Raw genomic sequence first — 20,159 nt, 5'->3', positions numbered from 1 at the left:
GCAGGAAGCGACGACATCATGACTGCTTCACACACCGCCGGAGGGCTCGGACGCACCTCCAAGCTGGCCTCCGCACCGTTCTCGCTCAAGGACTTCCTGGGCAGCTTCATGCTGTTCGAACTGTTCAAGGGCCTGGCCATCACGGGCAAGTACGCCTTCGCACGCAAGATCACCGTCCAGTTCCCCGAAGAGAAGACGCCGCTGTCGCCGCGTTTTCGCGGCCTGCACGCGCTGCGCCGCTACGAGAACGGCGAAGAGCGCTGCATCGCCTGCAAGCTGTGCGAGGCCGTGTGCCCCGCGCTGGCGATCACCATCGAATCCGACGTGCGTGACGACGGCTCGCGCCGCACCACGCGCTACGACATCGACCTGACCAAGTGCATCTTCTGCGGCTTCTGCGAAGAGAGCTGCCCGGTCGACTCGATCGTCGAGACGCACATCTTCGAATACCACGGCGAAAAGCGCGGCGACCTGTACTTCACCAAGGACATGCTGCTGGCCGTGGGCGACCGCTACGAAAAAGAAATCGCGGCGAACAAGGCGGCCGACGCCAAGTACCGCTGAGCCGGCTCCGCTCGAAACCCGTACCAATCGAATCCCAATGGACGTCAAGACCGGTCTGTTCTATCTGTTTGCCGCGGTGCTGCTGTTTGCAGCCTTCCGCGTCATCACCTCCCGCAATCCCGTGTACGCCGCGCTGTACCTGGTGCTGGCATTCTTCCAGGCCTCGGCCATCTGGCTGCTGCTGCGCGCCGAGTTCCTGGCGATCTCGCTCGTGCTGGTGTACGTCGGCGCCGTGATGGTGCTCTTCCTGTTCGTTGTGATGATGCTGGACATCGACGTCGACGGCCTGCGAGAGGGCTTCTGGAAGCACTTCCCGCTGGCGGCAGGCATCGGCGCGCTCATCGCGCTCGAAATGGCCGCCGTGCTCATGGGCGGCTTCCGCCTGGGCGAAGGCCCGCGCGCCATGGCGACGACCTCGCCCAACAGCTCGAACACGCTCGAGCTGGGCAAGCTGCTGTATTCCGAATACCTCTACCCGCTGGAAATCGCCGCGGTCATCCTGCTGGTGGCCATCATTGCTGCCATTGCACTGACGCTGCGCACCCGCAAGGACAGCAAGTACGTCAACCCGTCGGACCAGGTGCGCGTGAAGGCGCGCGACCGCGTGCGCATCGTGCAGATGCCCGTCACGCGTGCGGCCGAGCCGGTGGTTGAGGCCCCGGCAGCGGATGCCGCTGCAAAGGAAAACAAGGCATGACGCTCACGCTCGGACACTTCCTCTCGCTCGGCGCGATGCTCTTCGCGCTGTCGGTGATCGGCATCTTCCTGAACCGCAAGAACCTGATCGTGCTGCTGATGGCCATCGAGCTGATGCTGCTGGCGGTCAACATGAACTTCGTGGCCTTCTCGCACTACCTGGGCGACATGCACGGCCAGATCTTCGTGTTCTTCATCCTGACGGTGGCGGCGGCCGAATCGGCCATCGGCCTGGCGCTGCTGGTCCTGTTGTTCCGCAACAAGTCCAACATCAACGTCGACGAACTCAACTCGCTCAAGGGTTGACAGCAGTATGAGCGCAACCCTTTCCGCATCCACCTTGCTGGCCGTGCCGCTGGCACCCCTGGTCGGCGCCGCACTTGCCGGCCTGTTCGGCACGAAGTTCGGCGGCAACCACATCGGCCGCAAGGTCACGCATTCGCTGACCATCCTGGGCGTGTTCGTCGCCTTCGTGATCTCGGCGATGACGCTGAAGTCGGTCATCGTCGACGGTGCCCGCTTCAACCAGACCATCTACGAATGGATGATGGTCGGCGGCCTGAAGATGGAAGTCGGCTTCCTGGTCGACGGCCTCACGGCCATGATGATGTGCGTCGTGACCTTCGTGTCGCTGATGGTTCACATCTACACAATCGGCTACATGGAAGAAGACGACGGCTACAATCGTTTCTTCTCGTACATCTCGCTCTTTACCTTCTCGATGCTGATGCTCGTCATGAGCAACAACATGCTCCAGCTGTTCTTCGGCTGGGAGGCGGTGGGCCTGGTGTCGTACCTGCTGATCGGCTTCTGGTTCAACAAGCCCACGGCCATCTTCGCGAACATGAAGGCCTTCCTGGTCAACCGCGTGGGTGACTTCGGCTTCATCCTGGGCATCGGCCTGATCGCCGCCTACGCCGGCACGCTGAACTACGGCGAAGCCTTCGCCAAGGCGCACACGCTGGCCGGCATCACCTTCCCGGGCACCGAGTGGATGCTCATCACGGTGATCTGCATCTGCCTGTTCATCGGCGCGATGGGCAAGAGCGCCCAGTTCCCGCTGCACGTGTGGCTGCCCGACTCGATGGAAGGCCCGACCCCCATCTCGGCGCTGATCCACGCAGCGACCATGGTGACGGCCGGCATCTTCATGGTGGCGCGCATGTCGCCGCTGTTCGAGCTGAGCGACACGGCCCTGAGCTTCATCCTTGTGATCGGTGCCATCACCGCGCTGTTCATGGGCTTCCTGGGCATCATCCAGAACGACATCAAGCGCGTGGTCGCGTACTCGACGCTCTCGCAGCTGGGCTACATGACCGTGGCGCTCGGTGCCTCGGCCTACTCGGTCGCGGTGTTCCACCTGATGACGCACGCGTTCTTCAAGGCGCTGCTGTTCCTCGGCGCGGGCTCGGTGATCATCGGCATGCACCACAACCAGGACATCCGCTGGATGGGTGGCGTGCGCAAGTACATGCCCATCACCTGGATCACCTCGCTGCTGGGTTCGCTCGCCCTCATCGGCACGCCGTTCTTCTCGGGCTTCTACTCGAAGGACAGCATCATCGAGGCCGTGCACGAAAGCCACCTGTGGGGCGCGCAGTTCGCCTATTACGCGGTGCTGGCCGGCGTGTTCGTGACGGCGTTCTACTCGTTTCGCATGTACTTCCTGGTCTTCCACGGCAAGGAACGCTACGACCAGAACCCGGACGCACACCACGACGACCATGCGCACGACGCGCACGGACACGACGACCACGGCCATGGCCACGACGCCCACAAGCCGCACGAATCGCCGATGGTGGTCTGGCTGCCGCTGGTGCTGCTGGCGATCCCCTCGGTGGTGATCGGCTTCATGACCATCGACCCGATGCTGTTCGGCAGCTTCTTCAAGGACGCGATCTTCGTCGACGGTGCCAAGCACCACGCGATGGGCGAGCTGAAGGAAGCCTTCCACGGCCCGGTCGCCATGGCGATCCACGGCCTGCAGACCGCACCGTTCTGGCTGGCGCTGGCCGGCGTGGCGCTGTCGTACTACATGTACATGATGAACCCGGCACTGCCGGCCGCCATCAAGCGCGCCTTCAGCCCGATCTACAACCTGCTCGAGAACAAGTACTACCTCGACTGGATCAACGAGAACATCCTCGCCCGCGGTGCGCGCCTGCTCGGCACGGGCCTGTGGAAGGGCGGCGACCAGGCGCTGATCGACGGCGCGCTCGTCAACGGTTCCTGGAAGGTGGTGGGTCGCGTGGCCGGCGTCGTGCGCTGGCTGCAGTCGGGCTTCATCTACCACTACGCCTTCGCGATGCTGCTGGGCATCTTCATCCTGATGACGTACTTCGTCTGGTTCAAACGTTGAGCCCGAACGCTGGAGAAAAAGAAAAATGGGTTTGTTGAGCCTTGCCATCTGGGTGCCGATCGCATTCGGCGCCGTGCTGCTGGCGTTTGGCCGCGACGAGCACGCCAAGGGCGTGCGCTGGGTCGCGCTCGTCGGTGCCATCGTGAGCTTCCTGGTCACGGTGCCGCTGTTCACGCGCTTCCAGAACGGAACCGCCGCGATGCAGTTCGTCGAGAAGACGAGCTGGATCTCGCGCTTCAACGTCAACTACCACCTGGGCATCGACGGCATGTCGCTGTGGCTGGTGCTGCTGACCTCGTTCATCACGGTCGTGGTCGTGATCTCGGCCTGGGAAGTGATCACCGAGCGCGTGAACCAGTACATGGGCGCGTTCCTGATCCTGTCGGGTTTCATGATCGGCGTGTTCTCGGCGCTCGACGGCATCCTGTTCTACGTGTTCTTCGAAGCCACGCTGATCCCGATGTACCTGATCATCGGCATCTGGGGCGGCCCGAACAAGATCTACGCGGCATTCAAGTTCTTCCTGTACACGCTGCTCGGCTCGCTGCTGATGCTGGTCGCGCTGATCTTCCTGTACAACAAGTCGGGCGGCAGCTTCGACATCCTGAGCTGGCACAAGCTGCCGCTGGGCTCGACCGCGCAGACCTTCCTGTTCTTCGCCTTCTTCGCGGCCTTCGCCGTGAAGGTGCCGATGTGGCCGGTCCACACCTGGCTGCCCGACGTGCACGTCGAGGCCCCCACGGGCGGTTCGGCCGTGCTGGCCGCGATCATGCTGAAGCTGGGTGCCTACGGCTTCCTGCGCTTCTCGATGCCGATCGCGCCTGACGCTTCGCACGAGTGGGCGTGGCTCATGATCGCGCTGTCGCTCATCGCCGTGATCTACGTGGGCCTCGTTGCACTGGTGCAGCAGGACATGAAGAAGCTGGTGGCGTACTCGTCGGTCGCCCACATGGGCTTCGTGACGCTGGGCTTCTTCATCTTCAACGAGCTCGGCGTGTCCGGCGGCATCGTGCAGATGATTGCCCACGGCTTCGTGTCGGGCGCCATGTTCCTGGGCATCGGCGTGCTGTACGACCGCGTGCACTCGCGCCAGATCGCCGACTACGGCGGCGTGGTCAACACCATGCCCAAGTTCGCCGCGTTCGCGCTGCTGTTCGCCATGGCCAACTGCGGCCTGCCGGGCACCGCCGGTTTCGTGGGCGAATGGATGGTGATCCTGGGCGCCGTCAAGGCCAACTTCTGGGTCGGCCTGGGCGCTGCCACCGCACTGATCTTCGGCGCCGCCTACACCCTGTGGATGTACAAGCGCGTGTATCTGGGCCCGGTCGGCAACGACCACGTCAAGGAACTGAAGGACATCAACGCCCGCGAATTCCTGATGCTCTCGCTGCTGGCCATCGCCGTGCTGTGGATGGGCCTGTATCCGAAGCCTTTCACCGACGCGATGGATGCCTCCGTCGTCGAGCTTCTGCGCCACGTGGCGATTTCGAAGCTGCCCGTCTGATGCCACGCTGAAGAAGAGAACGAGATGATTGACAAACTCAGCTGGGTGACGATCTACCCCGAAATCGTGTTGCTGGTCATGGCCTGCATCATTGCGCTGGTCGACCTGTCGGACACGAGCCCGCGCCGTACCCGCACCTACATCCTGACGCTGCTTACGCTGGCGGCGGTGGCCGTGCTCACGGGCCTGGCCGCTGTCGGCGGCAAGACTTCCTACGGCTTCGGCGGCATGGTGGTGAGCGACACGATGGGCAACTGGCTCAAGTGCTTCGCCTCGCTGGCCCTGATGGTCACGCTGGTCTACGGCCGTCCCTATGCGGCCGACCGCGAGATGCTGCGCGGCGGCGAGATGTTCACGATCAGCATGCTGGCGCTGCTGGGCATGTTCGTGATGATCGGTGGCAGCAACTTCCTGCTGATCTACCTCGGCCTGGAACTGCTCACGCTGTCGAGCTACGCGCTCGTGGCGCTGCGCCGCGACAACGCGGTGGCCAGCGAAGCCGCCATGAAGTACTTCGTGCTCGGCGCCATGGCCAGCGGCTTCCTGCTGTACGGCCTGTCGATGATGTACGGCGCCACCGGCTCGCTCGACCTGAACGAAGTGTTCAAGGCGATCTCGACCGGCAAGGTGAACCACCAGGTGCTGGTGTTCGGCCTGGTCTTCATCGTGGCCGGCCTGGCGTTCAAGGTCGGTGCCGCACCGTTCCACATGTGGGTGCCCGACGTCTACCAGGGTGCGCCGACGGCGATCACGCTGCTGATCGGCGCCGCGCCCGAACTGGCTGCCTTCGGCATCATCATCCGCCTGCTGGTCGACGGCCTGCAGCCACTGGCTATCGACTGGCAGCAGATGCTGGCCGTGCTGGCGGTGGCGTCGCTGGTGATCGGCAACCTGGCCGCCATCGCGCAGAGCAACCTCAAGCGCATGCTGGCCTACTCGACCATCGCGCAGATGGGCTTCATGCTGCTGGGCCTGGTGGCGGGTTCCGACCTGCAGGGCACGCAGAACGCGCAGGCCGCCTACAGCGCCGCGATGTTCTACGTCGTGACCTACGTGCTGACCACGCTGGCGAGCTTCGGCATCATCCTGCTGCTGGCGCGCGAAGGCTTCGAAAGCGAAGAGATCACCGACCTGGCCGGCCTCAACCAGCGCAGCCCGCTGTACGCCGGCGTGATGGCCATCGCGATGTTCTCGCTGGCCGGCCTGCCGCCACTCGTTGGCTTCTACGCCAAGCTGGCCGTGCTGCAGGCGCTGATCGCCTCGGGCGCTGCCATCTACATCGGCCTGGCGGTGTTCGCCGTGATCACCTCGCTGATCGGCGCGTTCTACTACCTGCGCGTGGTCAAGGTCATGTACTTCGACGCGCCCGTCACGGCGACCACCGTGTCGGCCTCGTTCGACGTGCGCACCGTGCTCACGATCAACGGCGCGCTGATCCTGATTCTTGGCGTGCTGCCCGGCGGTCTGATGACGCTGTGCTACGACGCTATCGCGGCCACGCTGGCCCACTGACGCGGTCCGCAACACGGTGTCGCAAACCGCGTCGGTCTGGGTGGTGCTGCTGGTGGCCCTGGTGGCCGCCAACCTGCCGTTCCTGAATGAGCGCCTGTTCGGGGCGGTGCCGCTGTCGACCGGGCACAAGTCGCTCGCCATCCGCTTCGGCGAACTGGTGGTGCTGTACTTCATCGCCGGCGGCATCGGCCTGCTGTTCGAGCGCAGGGCAGGGCAGATCGCCGCCCAGGGCTGGGAGTTCTACGCGGTGACGGCCTCGCTGTTCGTCGTGCTGGCCTTCCCGGGGTTCACCTGGCGCTACCTGATGAAGCACAGGCACTGACCGACATGACTTCTCCCGCCACCGCAACCGTCGATGCGCACCTGAAGGAAGCGCTCGTCAGCAGCGAAGAGCTCTTCAAGGGCAAATTCCTGCATGCCAAGCGCGACACCATCCGCCTGCCCGACGGCCACAGCGCCACGCGCGAGTACGTGGTGCACCCGGGCGCGGTGGTGGTGATTCCGCTGCTCGACGACGGCCGCGTGGTGCTGGAGCGCCAGTTCCGCTACCCGGTGGATCGGGTGATCGTCGAGTTTCCCGCGGGCAAGCTCGACGCCGGCGAAGATCCGCTGCTGTGCGGTCAGCGCGAACTGCTCGAGGAAACCGGCTACACCGCGCGCGAATGGGCGCATGCGGGCGCCACGCACCTGGCGGTGGCGTACTCGACCGAGATCATCCACATCTACTTCGCACGCGGCCTCTCGCTGGGCGAGCGCCAGCTCGACCACGGCGAGTTTCTCGACGTGTTCACCGCCACGCCGCAGGAGCTCATCGGCTGGTGCCGCGACGGCACCGTGACCGACGCGAAGACGCTCACCTGCGCCCTGTGGCTGCAGAACGTCCTGTCGGGCGCATGGGCACTGGATTGGCAGGCCGCAGCCTCGCAAGGCGGCGCGGGATAATCCGCGCATGAAGGTCCTCGATCTCCGCTGCACGCACGGCCACGGCTTCGAGGGCTGGTTTGCGTCCAATGAAGCGTTCGACAGCCAGCTTGCCAGCGGCCTCGTCGAGTGCCCGGTCTGCGGCGACACCGCCATCGTCAAGCTGCTGAGCGCACCCCGCCTGAACCTGAGCAACGCCAAGGCGCCGAAGGAAGAAGGGCGCGGCGACGCGGCCCGCGCGCCGGCGGCACCCGCAACGCCTTCCACGCAAGTCTCCGCAAGCGCGACTTCACCCGAAGCCCGCTGGATGCGCGCCGTGCGCGAAGTGCTGGCCAAGACCGAAGACGTCGGCGACCGCTTTGCCGACGAGGCGCGCAAGATGCATTACGGCGAAACCGCCGAGCGCGGCATCCGCGGCCAGGCCACACCGGAGCAGACCGAGGCGCTGCTCGATGAAGGCATTCCGGTGATGGCGCTGCCGATTCCGGCGGCGCTGAAAGAAACCCTGCAGTAACCGGCCGGCTCGACGACGAGTCAGTCCGGCTCGGCCCGCTCAGGCCGTGAACTGCAGCGCGGCCAGCCGCGCGTACACGCCGCCTTGCGCCACCAGCGCCGCGTGCGTTCCCTGTTCGACGATGCCGCCGTGGTCCAGCACGATGATGCGGTCGGCCTTCTGCACGGTCGCCAGGCGGTGGGCGATCACGAGCGTGGTGCGGTTTTCCATCGCCGATTCGAGCGCGGCCTGCACCATGCGTTCGCTCTCGGCGTCGAGCGCGCTGGTGGCTTCGTCCAGCAGCAGCAGCGGTGGGTTCTTCAGGATGGCCCGTGCGATGGCGATGCGCTGGCGCTGGCCGCCCGACAGCCGCACGCCGCGTTCGCCCAGGAAGGTGTCGTAGCCCTCGGGCAGGGCCTGCAGGAAGTCATGCGCGAAGGCGGCGCGCGCGGCGGCGTGCACCTCCTCGGCGCTGGCGTCGGGCCGGCCGTAGCGGATGTTCTCGAAGGCGCTGGCCGAGAAGATCACCGCGTCCTGCGGAACGAGGCCGATGCGGGTGCGCAGGTCGTGCAGCGCGAGTGCATCGAGCGACGCACCGTCGAGCACGATGCGGCCCGACTGCGGGTCGTAGTAGCGCAGCAGCAGCTGGAACACCGTGCTCTTGCCCGCGCCGCTCGATCCCACCAGCGCCACGGTCTCGCCCGGCGCGATGTCGAGGCTGAAGTCGCGCAGCGCCGGCGTGCCCGGCCGCGAGGGGTAGTGGAAGGTGATCGCGTCGAAGCGGATGGCGCTGCCCGCGGCGGGAACGGGCGCGACCGCCGGCCGTGCGGGTGACGCAATGGCCGTCGGCGCATGCAGCAGTTCCATCAGGCGCTCGGTGGCACCGGCGGCGCGCAGCAGGTCGCCGTACACCTCGCCGAGCACCGCGGTGGCGCTCGCCAGGATCGCCACGTAGACGACGGTCTGGCCCAGGTGGCCGGCCGTGATGTCGCCGCGCAGCACGGCCTGCGTGCCTTCGTACAGGCCCCAGAGCAGGGCGGCCGAGGTGGCGATGATGATGAAGGCCACGAGCACCGAGCGCGCGCGCGTGCGACGCACGGCGGTATGAAAGGCGTTTTCGGTCGAGCCCTTGAAGCGGTCGGCCTCGCGGCCTTCGGCCGTGTAGCTCTGCACCACCGGAATGGCGTTCAGCACCTCGGCCGCGATGGCGCTCGAGTCGGCCACGCGGTCCTGGCTGGCGCGCGAGAGCTTGCGCACGCGGCGGCCGAACCACATGCTCGGCAGCACCACCAGCACCAGGATGCCCAGCACCTGCACCATCACATAGGGGTTGGTCCAGACCAGCACCGCCAGCGCGCCCACGCCCATGACGGCATTGCGCAGGCCCATGCTCAGCGACGAGCCGACCACCGTCTGCACGAGTGTGGTGTCGGCCGTGAGGCGCGACAGCACCTCGCCGGTCTGCGTGGTCTCGAAGAAGGCCGGGCTCTGCTGCAGCACATGGCCGTAGACCGCGTTGCGCAGGTCGGCCGTGACGCGCTCGCCGAGCCAGCTCACCGTATAGAAGCGCGCGGCCGAAAACAGGCCCAGCGCCACGGCCACCGCGAAGAGGGCGCCGAAGTGTTCGCGCAGCGCCATGGTCTGCGCGCCCTTGTCGGCGCTGACCAAGCCGCCATCAATCAGGCTGCGCAGGGCGATAGGAAAAGCCAGCGTCGTGACCGCCGCCATCACCAGGAAGACCCCCGCCAGAACGATCTGCACGCGGTAGGGGCGAAGGAAGGGGCGCAACCCCGACAGCGAGCGGGGCGAACCCTTGGCTGCGGAGGACGACGGAGGGGAAGAGGCCATGGGCGCGAATTCTACCGAGCCCTTGCCCCCACAAAGGTCGCCTTGACAGTAATTGCCATGACAACTAATATTTCGGCCATGAGCGATGCCCCCATTTCCCCGGTCCCTCCGACGCCCGACGAGGCCGTGCGCCCGCCGGCCGACTTCTATCGCGCCGAGGACTACCGCGCCGAAGAGAGCATCGGCTACCTGATGCGCCGCATCGTCACGTCCGTCGGCCAGACCGTCGGCACGCGCATGTGCGAACCCGGCAGCCCCACCTACCCGCAGTGGGTGCCGCTGTACAAGCTGCACGTCGGCGCCGCCACCACCGTGGCCGAATTGGCCCGCGCCTGCGAGCTCGACACCGGCGCCATGACGCGCCTGCTCGACCGCCTCGAGGCCAAGGGCTTGTGCCGCCGCGTGCGCTCGCTCGAAGACCGGCGCGTGGTCAACATCGAACTCACCGACGAAGGCCGTGCGGCCGCGAAGGAAGTGCCCTATGTGCTGAGCCGGGTGCAGAACGAGTACCTGGCCGGCTTCAGCCTCGAAGAATGGGAGCAGCTCAAGGACTACTTGCGCCGCATCCTCGACAACGCACAGGGCCTTGCGGCCCGTGGAGAGAAGAATGACTGAGTCTTTCGCCGTGCGCGCGCTGCGCCGCACGCCCGTCGTGGCCGCCGCGCTGGCGGTGGTCGCGCTCGCCGGTTGCGCCGACATGGCCGGCATCGGCTCGCACGCCACGCTGCGCGATGCGACCACGCTCGGCATCGCGGCCGACCCTGCGCGCGCGTCCGTGCCCAGCCTGGACAGCCAGTGGTGGCAGGCCTTCGGCGACAGCCAGCTCAATGCGCTGGTCGACCAGGCCGTGGCCGGCAACCCGAACCTGCAGGTCGCGCGTGCACGCCTCGTGCGCGCCCAGGCCTCGGCGGACATCGCCGGCGCGGCGCTGCTGCCCAAGGTCGGCGCCGACCTCAACCTGAACCGCCAGAAGTTCAACAGCAACTACATCTACCCGGCGCCGCTGGGCGGCTCGACGCAGAACATCGGCCTGCTGCAGCTCGGCGCGAGCTGGGAGCTCGACTTCTTCGGGAAGAACCGCAGCGCGCTCGACACCGCCCTCGGCGGGGCCAACGCCGCCGCGGCCGACGCCGATGCCGCGCGCGTGCTGCTCGCGAGCAACGTGGCGCGCAGCTACTTCCAGTGGGCGCGCCTGAACGAGCAGGTCGAGGTGGCCAAGCGCACGCTGGCCCAGCGCGACGAGACCTTCAAGCTGGTGCGCGACCGCGTCTCGGCGGGCCTCGACACCCGCCTCGAACTGCGCCAGAGCGAAGGCGGCCTGCCCGAAGCCCGCCAGCAGATCGAAGCGCTCAACGAGCAGATCGCGCTGCAGCAGCACGCGCTCGACGCGCTCGTGGGCCAGCCCAACGTGTCGGCCTCGCTCAAGCCGCCGGTGCTGGCCGGCGTGAAGCCGATGGCGCTGCAGGCGAACATCCCCGCCGACCTGCTGGGCCGCCGCGCCGACATCGCCGCCGCGCGCTGGCGCGTCGAAGCGGCCACCAGCGACGTGGCCAATGCCAAGACCCAGTTCTATCCCAACGTGAACCTCACGGCCTTTGCCGGCTTCCAGAGCCTGGGCTTCGGCAAGCTGCTCAAGTCGGGCAGCGAGCAGTGGGGCGTGGGCCCGGCCATCCACCTGCCGATCTTCGAAGGCGGGCGCCTGCGCGCCAACCTGCGCGGCAAGTCGGCCGACCTCGACGTGGCCATCGAAAGCTACAACGCCACCGTGCTCGATGCCGTGCGCGACGCGGCCGACCAAGTGTCGAGCGCGCAGTCGATCACGCGCCAGCAGACCGAGCAGCGCGCCGCGCAGACGGCCGCCGAAGGCGCCTACGACATTGCCGTGCAGCGCTACCGCGCGGGCCTGGGCAACTACCTCAACGTGCTGACCGCCGAAACCGCCGTGCTGGCCCAGCGCCGCCTCGCGGTCGACCTGGCGGCCCGCGCCCTCGACACGCAGGTGGGCCTGGCGCGCGCCCTGGGCGGCGGCTGGCAGCCGCCGGCCACCGCCACGGCCGCGGCCCCGACGGCCGCCACCCAGAACTGATTTGCTGATCCGCCTTCTTCGGAAAGAACTCCATCATGAGCGATAACAACACTCCGACATCCGCTTCCCCCGTGCCCCCCACCGCAGCGCCCGAAGCGCCCGCGGGCAACGGCAAGCGCCGCCGCGCGCTCACCGCGCTCACCGCCGTGGTGCTGGTCGCCGGCGGCGGCTGGGGCCTGTACGAATGGCTGGTCGCCAGCCATTACGAGAACACCGACAACGCCTACGTGCAGGGCAACGTCATCCAGATCACGCCGCAGATCGGCGGCACCGTCATGGCCATCGGCGCCGACGACACCGACTTCGTGAAGGCCGGCCAGCCGCTGGTGCAGCTCGACCCGGCCGATGCCAAGGTCGCGCTCGAGCAGGCCGAGGCCGCGCTCGCGCAGGCCGTGCGCCAGGTGCGCACGCTGTACGCGAACAACGGTTCGCTGGCCGCGCAGGTCACGCTGCGCCAGTCCGACATCGCCAAGGCCCAGAGCGACATCGCCAAGGCGCAGGACGACCTGCAGCGCCGCCGTGCGCTGTCGGGCAACGGCGCCGTGTCGAAGGAAGAACTCAACCACGCCGAGACGCAGCTGGCCAACGCCAAGAGCGCACTGGCCGCCGCACAGGCCGGCGTGGTCGCCGCGCGCGAGGCGCTGGCCAGCAACCAGTCGCTGACCGAAGGCACCAGCGTGGCCCAGCACCCGAGCGTGCTGGCCGCCGCCGCCAAGGTGCGCGAGGCCTACCTCGCCACGCAGCGCGTGGCCATGCCCGCGCCGGTCGACGGCTACGTGGCCAAGCGCACCGTGCAGCTGGGCCAGCGCGTGGCCGCCGGCACGCCGATGATGTCCATCGTGCCGCTGCACCAGCTGTGGGTCGACGCCAACTTCAAGGAAGTGCAGCTGCGCAACATCCGCATCGACCAGCCCGTGAAGCTCACCGCCGACGTGTACGGCAAAAAGGTCGAGTACACCGGCAAGGTGGCCGGCCTGGGCGTGGGCACCGGCGCCGCCTTTGCGCTGCTGCCGGCGCAGAACGCCACCGGCAACTGGATCAAGGTGGTGCAGCGCGTGCCCGTGCGCATCGCGCTCGACCCCGAGCAGCTCAAGGCCAACCCGCTGCGCATCGGCCTGTCGATGGACGCGGAGATCGACATCACGCAGAAGACCGGCAAGATGCTGGCCGACGCACCGCGCAGCACCGCCTTCGCGCAGACGCAGGTCTACAGCCAGCTCGACCGCGGCGCCGACGCCGAGGTGGACCGCATCGTGGCCGCCAACCTCGGCCGCGGTACGCCCACGGCGGCGGTGAGCCGTCCGGCGGCCTCCAACGCTGCGCCGGCCGCGCACGTCGCCACGCAGGGCCAGCCGGGCTGATCGCAGCCCTTCGCTGAACCCTCACAGCCCGCGCCATGGCCACTGCTGCTCCTGCCTATATCGCGCACCCCCCGCTCGAGGGCTCCGCCCGCGTGTGGGGCACGGTCGCGCTGTCCGCCGCCACCTTCATGAACGTGCTCGACTCGTCGATCGCGAACGTGTCGCTGCCGGCCATCTCGGGCGACCTCGGCGTGAGCACCACGCAAGGCACCTGGGTCATCACCAGCTTCGCGGTGGCCAACGCCATCGCGGTGCCGCTCACGGGTTTCATGACCCAGCGCTTCGGCCAGGTGCGCCTGTTCATGGCCAGCGTGATCCTGTTCATGGTCGCCTCGCTGCTGTGCGGCCTGGCGCCCAACATGACCACGCTCATCCTGTTTCGCGCGCTGCAGGGCTTCGTGGCGGGGCCGATGATCCCGCTGTCGCAGACGCTGCTGCTGTCGAGCTACCCGAAGGCCAAGGCCGGCCTGGCCATGGCCATGTGGTCGATGACGACGCTGGTCGCGCCGGTGATGGGGCCGCTGCTCGGCGGCTGGATCACCGACAACATCTCGTGGCCGTGGATCTTCTACATCAACATCCCGGTCGGCATCGTGGCCGCGGCCATCACTTGGACGCTGTACCACAAGCGCGAGAGCAAGACGCACAAGGTGCCGATCGACGCCATCGGCCTGGCGCTGCTGGTGCTGTGGGTGGGCTCGCTGCAGCTCATGCTCGACAAGGGCAAGGAACTCGACTGGTTCCACTCCGCCGAGATCGTCACGATGGCCGTGGTGGCCGTGGTCGGCTTCGCGTTCTTCCTGGTCTGGGAGCTGACCGACAAGCATCCGGTGGTCGACCTGTCGTTGTTCAAGCGCCGCAACTTCTGGTCGGGCGCGGTGGCCACGGCCATTGCCTACGGCCTGTTCTTCGGCAACGTGGTGCTGCTGCCGCTGTGGCTGCAGCAGTGGATGGGCTACACCGCCACACAGGCGGGGATGATCATGGCGCCCGTGGGGCTGCTGGCGATCTTCTTCTCGCCGGTGGTGGGCCTCACAGTGTCCAAGATCGATCCGCGCCGCTACGCGACCTTCTCGTTCCTCGTGTTCGCGCTGGTGCTGTGGATGCGTTCGAACTTCAACACGCAGGCCGACTTCGTGACGATCATCATCCCGACGATCATCCAGGGCATCGCGATGGCGTTCTTCTTCATTCCGCTCGTGACCATCACGCTGTCGGGCCTCACGCCCGACCGCATTCCGGCCGCGTCGGGGCTGTCGAACTTCCTGCGGATCACGGCGGGCGCCATGGGCACCTCGATCGCGACCACGCTGTGGGACAGCCGCGCGGCCCTGCACCACGCGCAGCTCGTGGAGTCGGTGAACCCGGGCAACAGCGCGGCCACCAGCGCCATCTCGGGGCTGACCGGCAGCGGCTTCAGTTCCGAGCAGGTGCTCGGGCAGATCAACCGCCTGGTCGACCAGCAGTCGTTCATGCTCGCCACGAACGACATCTTCTATGCCTCGGCGGTGCTGTTCCTGCTGCTGATCCCGCTGGTGTGGCTGGCGCGGCCGCAAAAGGGCGGCGCGGGCGGCGACGCGGCCGCCGGCGCGCACTGACGACAGGCAGCGCTCGCGCATGGACCAGTTCGCGGCCATGAAGGCGTTCCGTGCCGTCGTGGAGGCCGGCGGCTTCACCGCCGCGGCCGACGCGATGGACGTGTCGCACACGGTGGTCTCGCGCCACGTCAAGCAGCTGGAAATGGCGCTGGGCGTGCAGCTGCTGAACCGCACCACGCGCCGTTTCGCGCTCACGCAGGCCGGCCAGACCTACTACGAACATGCGCGGCAGATCCTCGACCAGGTCGAGACCGCGGCGCTGGTCGTGGCGCAGCACCAGATTGAGCCCACGGGCCTGCTGCGCATCAACGCGCCGATGTCCTTCGGGCTGGAGGAACTGGCGCAGTGGCTGCCGGCTTTTTTCGACGCACACCCGCAGGTCAAGGCCGACCTCGTGTGCAACGACCGCTTCGTCGACCTGATCGAAGAGGGCTTCGACGTGGGATTGCGACTGGCGTATGCACTCTCGGACTCGACGCTGATCGTCAAGCGCCTCGCCAGCTTCGAGGAGTGGTGGGTGGCGTCGCCCGCCTACCTGCAGCGGCGCGGCACGCCGCGCACACCCGCCGACCTGGCGGGGCACGACTGCCTGAACTATTCATTGGCCGCGAAGGCCGCCCAGCCCAGCTTCACCGCGCCGGACGGCAGCGTCTGCACGGTCGACGTGGGCGGGCGGCTGCAGGCCAACAGCGGGCTCGTGCTGCGCAGCGCCGCGCTGGCAGGCACGGGGCTGGCGGCGTCGCCGGCGTTCCTCGTGCGCGACCCTGTGGCGCGCGGGGAGCTCGTGCGCGTGCTGCCCGAATTCCGCCAGCAGCCGTTGAACCTGTATGCGCTGTATCCGCAGAACCGGCACCTGTCGCCGAAGGTGCGGGCGTTTGTCGACTTTGCTGCCGCGCGCTACCTGCCCGCGGACGGGCAGGGCGACTGAGCGCGGCAGCCGCGCCTTACTTCGCTGCGGTGGGCACCAGGTCGAAGCGGTCGCTTTGGTACTGGAACAGCAGGCAGTTGGCGCCCGGTTCGCAGCCGCTGCGGTGCGGCAGCCGCGCCGGCAGCAGGTAGTACGAGCCGGCCGGGTACAGCACCTTCTTTCCGTCGTCGAAGATCGCATAGAACACACCGGAGAGCACGACGGACGGAAGCGCCTGCGTGTGGCGATGGTGCGGGTTGTCGAAGCCGGCCGGGAATTCGACAAAGGCTTCGTACGGGCCATTGCCCGTCAGGTTGCCGCGCACGTTGGCGTAGCGGATGCCGCCCGCGAGGGCCTGCCATTGCAGCGTGTCGGCCGGCGCCGAGATCGGCGTGCGGGATGCCGGCGTGGCGGCGGTGGCGAAGCCCGGCGCGCACAGGGCGCAGGACAGGGCGAGGATCAGGGCAGAAGAGAACTTCATGGTCATGGATCGAAGAGGGTGGAGTCGTGGGGGCATGCGAAGGGCAGGGCGTCAGGCGTCCGCCTCCAGCAGCCGCAGCACCTCGTCGGTCGAGCGCACCTCGGCCACCACATCCGACACGCCGCGCAGCGCCGCACGATGCAGCTCGCGGTGGCCCAGCACGCCGCCTTCTTCCAGGTCGAGGTCGCGCGTCGCGCAGGCATCGCCCACGATGAGGCTCTGGTAGCCGCGCGGTGTGGCGTCGAAGGCCGTGGCCGACACGCACATGTGCGTCATGAGGCCCGTGAGGATCAGCGTCGTGATGCCGCGCGCCTGCAGCTCGGCCTCGAGCGTGGTGCCGGCGAAAGCACTCGGCGTGGCCTTGCGCAGCACGGCGTGTTGCGGCGCCGGGCGCAGTGCGTCGTGGATGCCGAAGGCGTGGCTGCCCTCCGCGAAGATCGGGCTGTCGGCGGGTGCCACATGCTGAACATGGAACACCGGCACCGCATGCCGGTCGGCGGCATCGATCAGGCGCCGCGCCTGGCGCAGGGCGGCGAGGCCATCGGGAATGGGCATGCGCCCGTCGAAGTACTCGTTCTGGAAATCGATCGCGATCAGCGCCGTGGCGGCGGGATCGATGCGGCTCGTCGGCACGGCGCCGGTGAGGCTGCGAATGCTGGGGTGCTTCATGCGTTCTCTGCGTGAGTGAAAGAAGGCCTGAAGCGTAGGCAGCCCGCGCGCTGCGGGGTAGGGGCGCCGCCGCACAAGATTTGTGCGGATCGTGAAGGGTGACGCGGCTACTTCACGCCGTGCCCCAGCGCTTTCAGCACGTCATGGCACGCACCCATCGTGTGGTAATCGGTCTTGCCGGCCGGGCTCTTCTCGTCGCTGATCTTCGCGTTCTGCGGCGTGAGGATGCGATACCACGCACCGTGCGCGTGGTCGACGAAGTGGTCCCAGCTGTAGGCCCAGATCCGGTCGTACCAGTCCCAGTAGCCAGCGTCGCCCGTGCGCACCGCGAGCAGGGCGGCGGCGGCGAAGCTTTCGGCCTGCACCCAGAAGTACTTGTCACCGTCGCACACCGCGCCATCGGGCCCGAAGCCGTAGACCAGCCCGCCGTGCGCGGCGTCCCAGCCGCGCTGCATCGCGGTGTCGAAGAAATGGCGTGCGCGCGGCACGATCCATTCGGTGCCGGGCGCGCCGGGCCCGAGGTGGCTCTCGAGCTGCAACAGCAGCTTGGCCCATTCGGTGAGGTGGCCGGTCTGGAAGCCCCAGGGCCGGAAGATGTTGGTCTTGTCGCCGCGGTTGTAGTCCCAGTCGATCGACCAGTCCTCGCGGTAGTGCTCCCACACCAGCCCGTCGGCGAGCGCGGCCTGCCGGCCCGTGATGCTCTCGGCCAGCGTGCGTGCGCGCTCGAGGTAGAAGGGCTCGCGCGTGGCGTCGTAGGCCGCGAGCATCGCCTCGCAGGCGTGCATGTTGGCGTTCTGGCCGCGGTAGGGGCCGACCTGCCAGCCGGGCGTGGCCTCGTCGGCGTACAGCTGGTGCTGCGGCTCCCAGAAATGCCGTTCCATCAGGTCGCGGGTGCGAGCGAGGCCGGCGCGCGCCTCCTCGACGCCGGCCATCAGCGCATGCGCGTGCGCCAGCAGCACGAAGGCCAGGCCGTAGCAGTGCTGCGTGCCGTCCTGCACGGTGGCTTGATGGCCATCCCAGTCGATCTGCCATGCATAGCCACCATTCGGCTGCGCATGCACGGTCTGCAAAAACGCCAGGCCGTGGCGCACCGCCGCGAGGTCGTCGGGCCGGCCGAAGCGGCGCCAGGCCATCGCGTGGTTGAACACGAAGCGCGTGCTGCTCACGAGGTGGCGCGTGCGGCGGTCGTACACCGTGCCGTCGTCCTTGAAGAAATGGAAGAAGCCGCCCGAGGCATCGCGGCTGCGCGGCGCGTAGAACGCCAGCGTGTGGGCGATGTGGTCGGCAAGGAATTCGGGTGAGCGGAAGTTCGGCATGGCGGTGATGGATTCAATCCGGGTGAAAGCGCATCGCGGCAGCGCAGCGGGCACGCCAGTTTTTCACGAAGCGTGCATGCGTGCCCGACATCCTCATGACGGTGCGCGTGCATGCATCGCGTGTTCGCAGGTGTGCGTGCTGCGGTGCGCAATGTCGTCGGGACGACAGTCGCTCGCACAGAGGGTGCGCACTCTGTGAATGGTTGCAGTGCAGCATAGGCATTTGCCCCAGTATGCAATTGCATAGCAGCCACCAACAATCGGTCCGCGCTCGATGGTGGCGCATTGAGATGGACCGCATGACCGATTTCTTTTTTCCGCACACGGACGACGCCGCGAGATGAGCGACGTCATTCTTGAAACACGCCAGCTCACCAAGGAATTCAAGGGATTCACCGCGGTCAGCAAGGTCGACCTGTCGGTGAAGCGCGGTTCGATCCACGCGCTCATCGGCCCCAACGGTGCCGGCAAGACGACCTGCTTCAACCTGCTCACCAAATTCCTCGAGCCCACGGCCGGCACGATCCTGTTCAACGGCCACGACATCACGGGCGAACGCCCGGCGCAGATCGCGCGGCGCGGCGTGATCCGCTCGTTCCAGATCTCCGCCGTGTTCCCGCACCTCACGCTGCTCGAGAACGTGCGCCTGGGCCTGCAGCGCAAGCTGGGCACTTCGTACCACTTCTGGAAGAGCGAGAAGTCGCTCAAGCCGCTCGATGCGCGCGCCCGCGAGCTGCTCGCCGAGGTGGGCCTCGAAGAACTGGCCGACGAACAGACCGTCAACCTGCCCTACGGCCGCAAGCGTGCGCTCGAGATCGCCACCACGCTGGCCATGGAGCCCGAGCTGATGCTGCTGGACGAACCCACGCAGGGCATGGGCCACGAAGACGTGCACCGCGTGGCCGAGCTCATCAAGCGCGTGTCGGCCGGACGCACCATCCTGATGGTCGAACACAACATGAGCGTGGTCTCGACCATCGCCGACACCATCACGGTGCTGCAGCGCGGCGCCGTGCTGGCCGAAGGCCCGTACGCCGAAGTTTCGAAGAACCCGCAGGTGATGGAAGCCTACATGGGCACCACCGACGGCGAAATGCAGGGGGCTCACTGATGACCGCTGCACTCGAAATCAAGGGCCTGCAGGCCTGGTACGGCGAATCGCACGTGCTGCACGGCGTCGACATGGTCGTGCAGCCGGGCGAAGTCGTCACGCTGCTGGGCCGCAATGGCGCGGGCCGCACGACGACCATGCGCGCCGTGATGGGGCTCACCGGCGCCCGCAAGGGCAGCATCAAGGTCAACGGCGTCGAGACCGTCTCGATGGCGACGCACCGCATCGCGCACCTGGGCATCGGCTACTGTCCCGAAGAGCGCGGCATCTTCGCCAGCCTCTCGTGCGAAGAAAACCTGATGCTGCCGCCCGAACTGAAGGGCGCGGGGCAGGGCATGTCGGTCGACGAGATCTACGCCATGTTCCCCAACCTCGCCGAGCGCCGCCACAGCCAGGGCACGCGCCTGTCGGGCGGCGAGCAGCAGATGCTGGCCGTGGCGCGCATCCTGCGCACCGGCGCCAAGCTGCTGCTGCTCGACGAAATCTCCGAAGGCCTGGCGCCCGTCATCGTGCAGGCGCTGGCCCGCATGATCACCACGCTGCGCGCCAAGGGCTACACCATCGTCATGGTCGAGCAGAACTTCCGCTTCGCCGCGCCGCTGGCCGACCGTTTCTACGTGATGGAGCACGGCCGCATCGTCGAGAAGTTCGGCGCCGCCGAGCTCGAAGCCAAGATGCCCGTGCTGACCGAGCTGCTCGGCGTCTGAGTTCTTTCACCCCTTGCCACTGCTGG

General features: G+C 67.4%; 20 protein-coding genes. 16 read left to right on the top strand and 4 right to left on the bottom strand.

All coding sequences use genetic code 11. From position 1 onward, the window contains the following. The first annotated feature begins 18 nt into the window (after positions 1-18). The 9 genes from nuoI to AC1RAD_RS17810 are packed head-to-tail and all read left to right on the top strand — an operon-like array spanning position 19 to position 8,070. Positions 19-564, top strand: a complete 546-nt coding sequence (gene nuoI / locus AC1RAD_RS17850) for an NADH-quinone oxidoreductase subunit NuoI (RefSeq protein WP_062475395.1) — start codon at positions 19-21, stop codon at positions 562-564. Between the two features lie 37 nt (positions 565-601). Continuing rightward, on the top strand, positions 602-1,261 hold the full coding sequence (locus AC1RAD_RS17845; protein ID WP_062475392.1) for an NADH-quinone oxidoreductase subunit J: 660 nt from the start codon (positions 602-604) through the stop codon (positions 1,259-1,261). Further along, positions 1,258-1,566 (top strand): NADH-quinone oxidoreductase subunit NuoK, encoded by a 309-nt coding sequence (gene nuoK / locus AC1RAD_RS17840; RefSeq protein WP_007837741.1) that lies wholly within the window; start codon positions 1,258-1,260, stop codon positions 1,564-1,566. The genes AC1RAD_RS17845 and nuoK overlap by 4 nt, the downstream gene beginning before the upstream one ends. A 7-nt stretch (positions 1,567-1,573) precedes the next feature. After that, positions 1,574-3,619 carry an NADH-quinone oxidoreductase subunit L gene (gene nuoL, locus AC1RAD_RS17835; RefSeq protein WP_095746056.1) on the top strand — a complete coding sequence of 682 codons (2,046 nt, stop codon included), beginning with the start codon at positions 1,574-1,576 and terminating at the stop codon, positions 3,617-3,619. A gap of 25 nt (positions 3,620-3,644) precedes the next feature. Further along, the gene (locus AC1RAD_RS17830) at positions 3,645-5,123 is read left to right on the top strand and encodes an NADH-quinone oxidoreductase subunit M (protein WP_062475386.1); all 1,479 of its coding nucleotides are present in this window, start codon (positions 3,645-3,647) and stop codon (positions 5,121-5,123) included. A 24-nt stretch (positions 5,124-5,147) separates the two neighbouring features. After that, entirely contained in the window at positions 5,148-6,635 is a 1,488-nt protein-coding gene (nuoN, locus tag AC1RAD_RS17825; protein ID WP_062475383.1) for an NADH-quinone oxidoreductase subunit NuoN, read from the top strand. A gap of 16 nt (positions 6,636-6,651) precedes the next feature. Beyond that, entirely contained in the window at positions 6,652-6,957 is a 306-nt protein-coding gene (locus AC1RAD_RS17820) for a DUF2818 family protein (RefSeq protein WP_095746054.1), read from the top strand. A gap of 5 nt (positions 6,958-6,962) precedes the next feature. Continuing rightward, positions 6,963-7,577: an NUDIX domain-containing protein gene (locus AC1RAD_RS17815; RefSeq protein ID WP_492736335.1), complete on the top strand. Its 615-nt coding sequence runs from the start codon at positions 6,963-6,965 to the stop codon at positions 7,575-7,577. Positions 7,578-7,584: 7 nt separating this feature from the next. Beyond that, positions 7,585-8,070, top strand: a complete 486-nt coding sequence (locus AC1RAD_RS17810; protein ID WP_095949073.1) for a DUF1178 family protein — start codon at positions 7,585-7,587, stop codon at positions 8,068-8,070. Positions 8,071-8,109: 39 nt separating this feature from the next. Here AC1RAD_RS17810 and AC1RAD_RS17805 read toward each other — a convergent pair whose 3' ends face one another. Further along, a complete protein-coding gene (locus AC1RAD_RS17805) occupies positions 8,110-9,897 on the bottom strand; it encodes an ABC transporter transmembrane domain-containing protein (RefSeq protein ID WP_492736333.1) in 1,788 nt (595 codons plus the stop codon). A 78-nt stretch (positions 9,898-9,975) separates the two neighbouring features. On the opposite strand from AC1RAD_RS17805, the gene AC1RAD_RS17800 reads away from it, so the two are divergent. Genes AC1RAD_RS17800 through AC1RAD_RS17780 form a run of 5 tightly spaced genes read left to right on the top strand, consistent with a single transcriptional unit; the run spans position 9,976 to position 15,870 of the window. Next, entirely contained in the window at positions 9,976-10,512 is a 537-nt protein-coding gene (locus tag AC1RAD_RS17800) for a MarR family winged helix-turn-helix transcriptional regulator (RefSeq protein WP_159271080.1), read from the top strand. Further along, positions 10,505-11,983 (top strand): efflux transporter outer membrane subunit, encoded by a 1,479-nt coding sequence (locus AC1RAD_RS17795; protein ID WP_492736331.1) that lies wholly within the window; start codon positions 10,505-10,507, stop codon positions 11,981-11,983. The genes AC1RAD_RS17800 and AC1RAD_RS17795 overlap by 8 nt, the downstream gene beginning before the upstream one ends. Before the next feature lie 35 nt (positions 11,984-12,018). After that, positions 12,019-13,344, top strand: coding sequence for an HlyD family secretion protein (locus AC1RAD_RS17790; RefSeq protein ID WP_492736329.1), 1,326 nt, complete (start codon positions 12,019-12,021; stop codon positions 13,342-13,344). A gap of 35 nt (positions 13,345-13,379) precedes the next feature. Further along, positions 13,380-14,942: a DHA2 family efflux MFS transporter permease subunit gene (locus tag AC1RAD_RS17785; RefSeq protein WP_062474087.1), complete on the top strand. Its 1,563-nt coding sequence runs from the start codon at positions 13,380-13,382 to the stop codon at positions 14,940-14,942. A gap of 19 nt (positions 14,943-14,961) precedes the next feature. After that, positions 14,962-15,870: a LysR family transcriptional regulator gene (locus AC1RAD_RS17780; RefSeq protein WP_492736327.1), complete on the top strand. Its 909-nt coding sequence runs from the start codon at positions 14,962-14,964 to the stop codon at positions 15,868-15,870. Between the two features lie 16 nt (positions 15,871-15,886). On the opposite strand, the gene AC1RAD_RS17775 is transcribed toward AC1RAD_RS17780, so the two are convergent. From AC1RAD_RS17775 to AC1RAD_RS17765, 3 genes are all read right to left on the bottom strand, one after another. Then, positions 15,887-16,336: a cupin domain-containing protein gene (locus AC1RAD_RS17775; protein WP_492736325.1), complete on the bottom strand. Its 450-nt coding sequence runs from the start codon at positions 16,334-16,336 to the stop codon at positions 15,887-15,889. 45 nt (positions 16,337-16,381) lie between these two features. Further along, positions 16,382-16,999 (bottom strand): cysteine hydrolase family protein, encoded by a 618-nt coding sequence (locus tag AC1RAD_RS17770; RefSeq protein WP_492736324.1) that lies wholly within the window; start codon positions 16,997-16,999, stop codon positions 16,382-16,384. 107 nt (positions 17,000-17,106) lie between these two features. After that, positions 17,107-18,315 (bottom strand): AGE family epimerase/isomerase, encoded by a 1,209-nt coding sequence (locus AC1RAD_RS17765; protein WP_492736323.1) that lies wholly within the window; start codon positions 18,313-18,315, stop codon positions 17,107-17,109. 340 nt (positions 18,316-18,655) lie between these two features. Between AC1RAD_RS17765 and AC1RAD_RS17760 the strand changes: the two genes are divergently transcribed. Then, positions 18,656-19,426: an ABC transporter ATP-binding protein gene (locus tag AC1RAD_RS17760; RefSeq protein WP_062474077.1), complete on the top strand. Its 771-nt coding sequence runs from the start codon at positions 18,656-18,658 to the stop codon at positions 19,424-19,426. Next, positions 19,426-20,133 carry an ABC transporter ATP-binding protein gene (locus AC1RAD_RS17755; RefSeq protein ID WP_062474075.1) on the top strand — a complete coding sequence of 236 codons (708 nt, stop codon included), beginning with the start codon at positions 19,426-19,428 and terminating at the stop codon, positions 20,131-20,133. Before AC1RAD_RS17760 ends, AC1RAD_RS17755 begins: the two co-directional genes overlap by 1 nt. The last annotated feature ends 26 nt before the right edge of the window (positions 20,134-20,159 follow it).

The organism is Variovorax sp. GW823-FHT04B03 (assembly GCF_058796495.1).
Note: the sequence above shows the minus strand (reverse complement) of the source record. Positions and strands in the feature narration are given on the sequence as shown.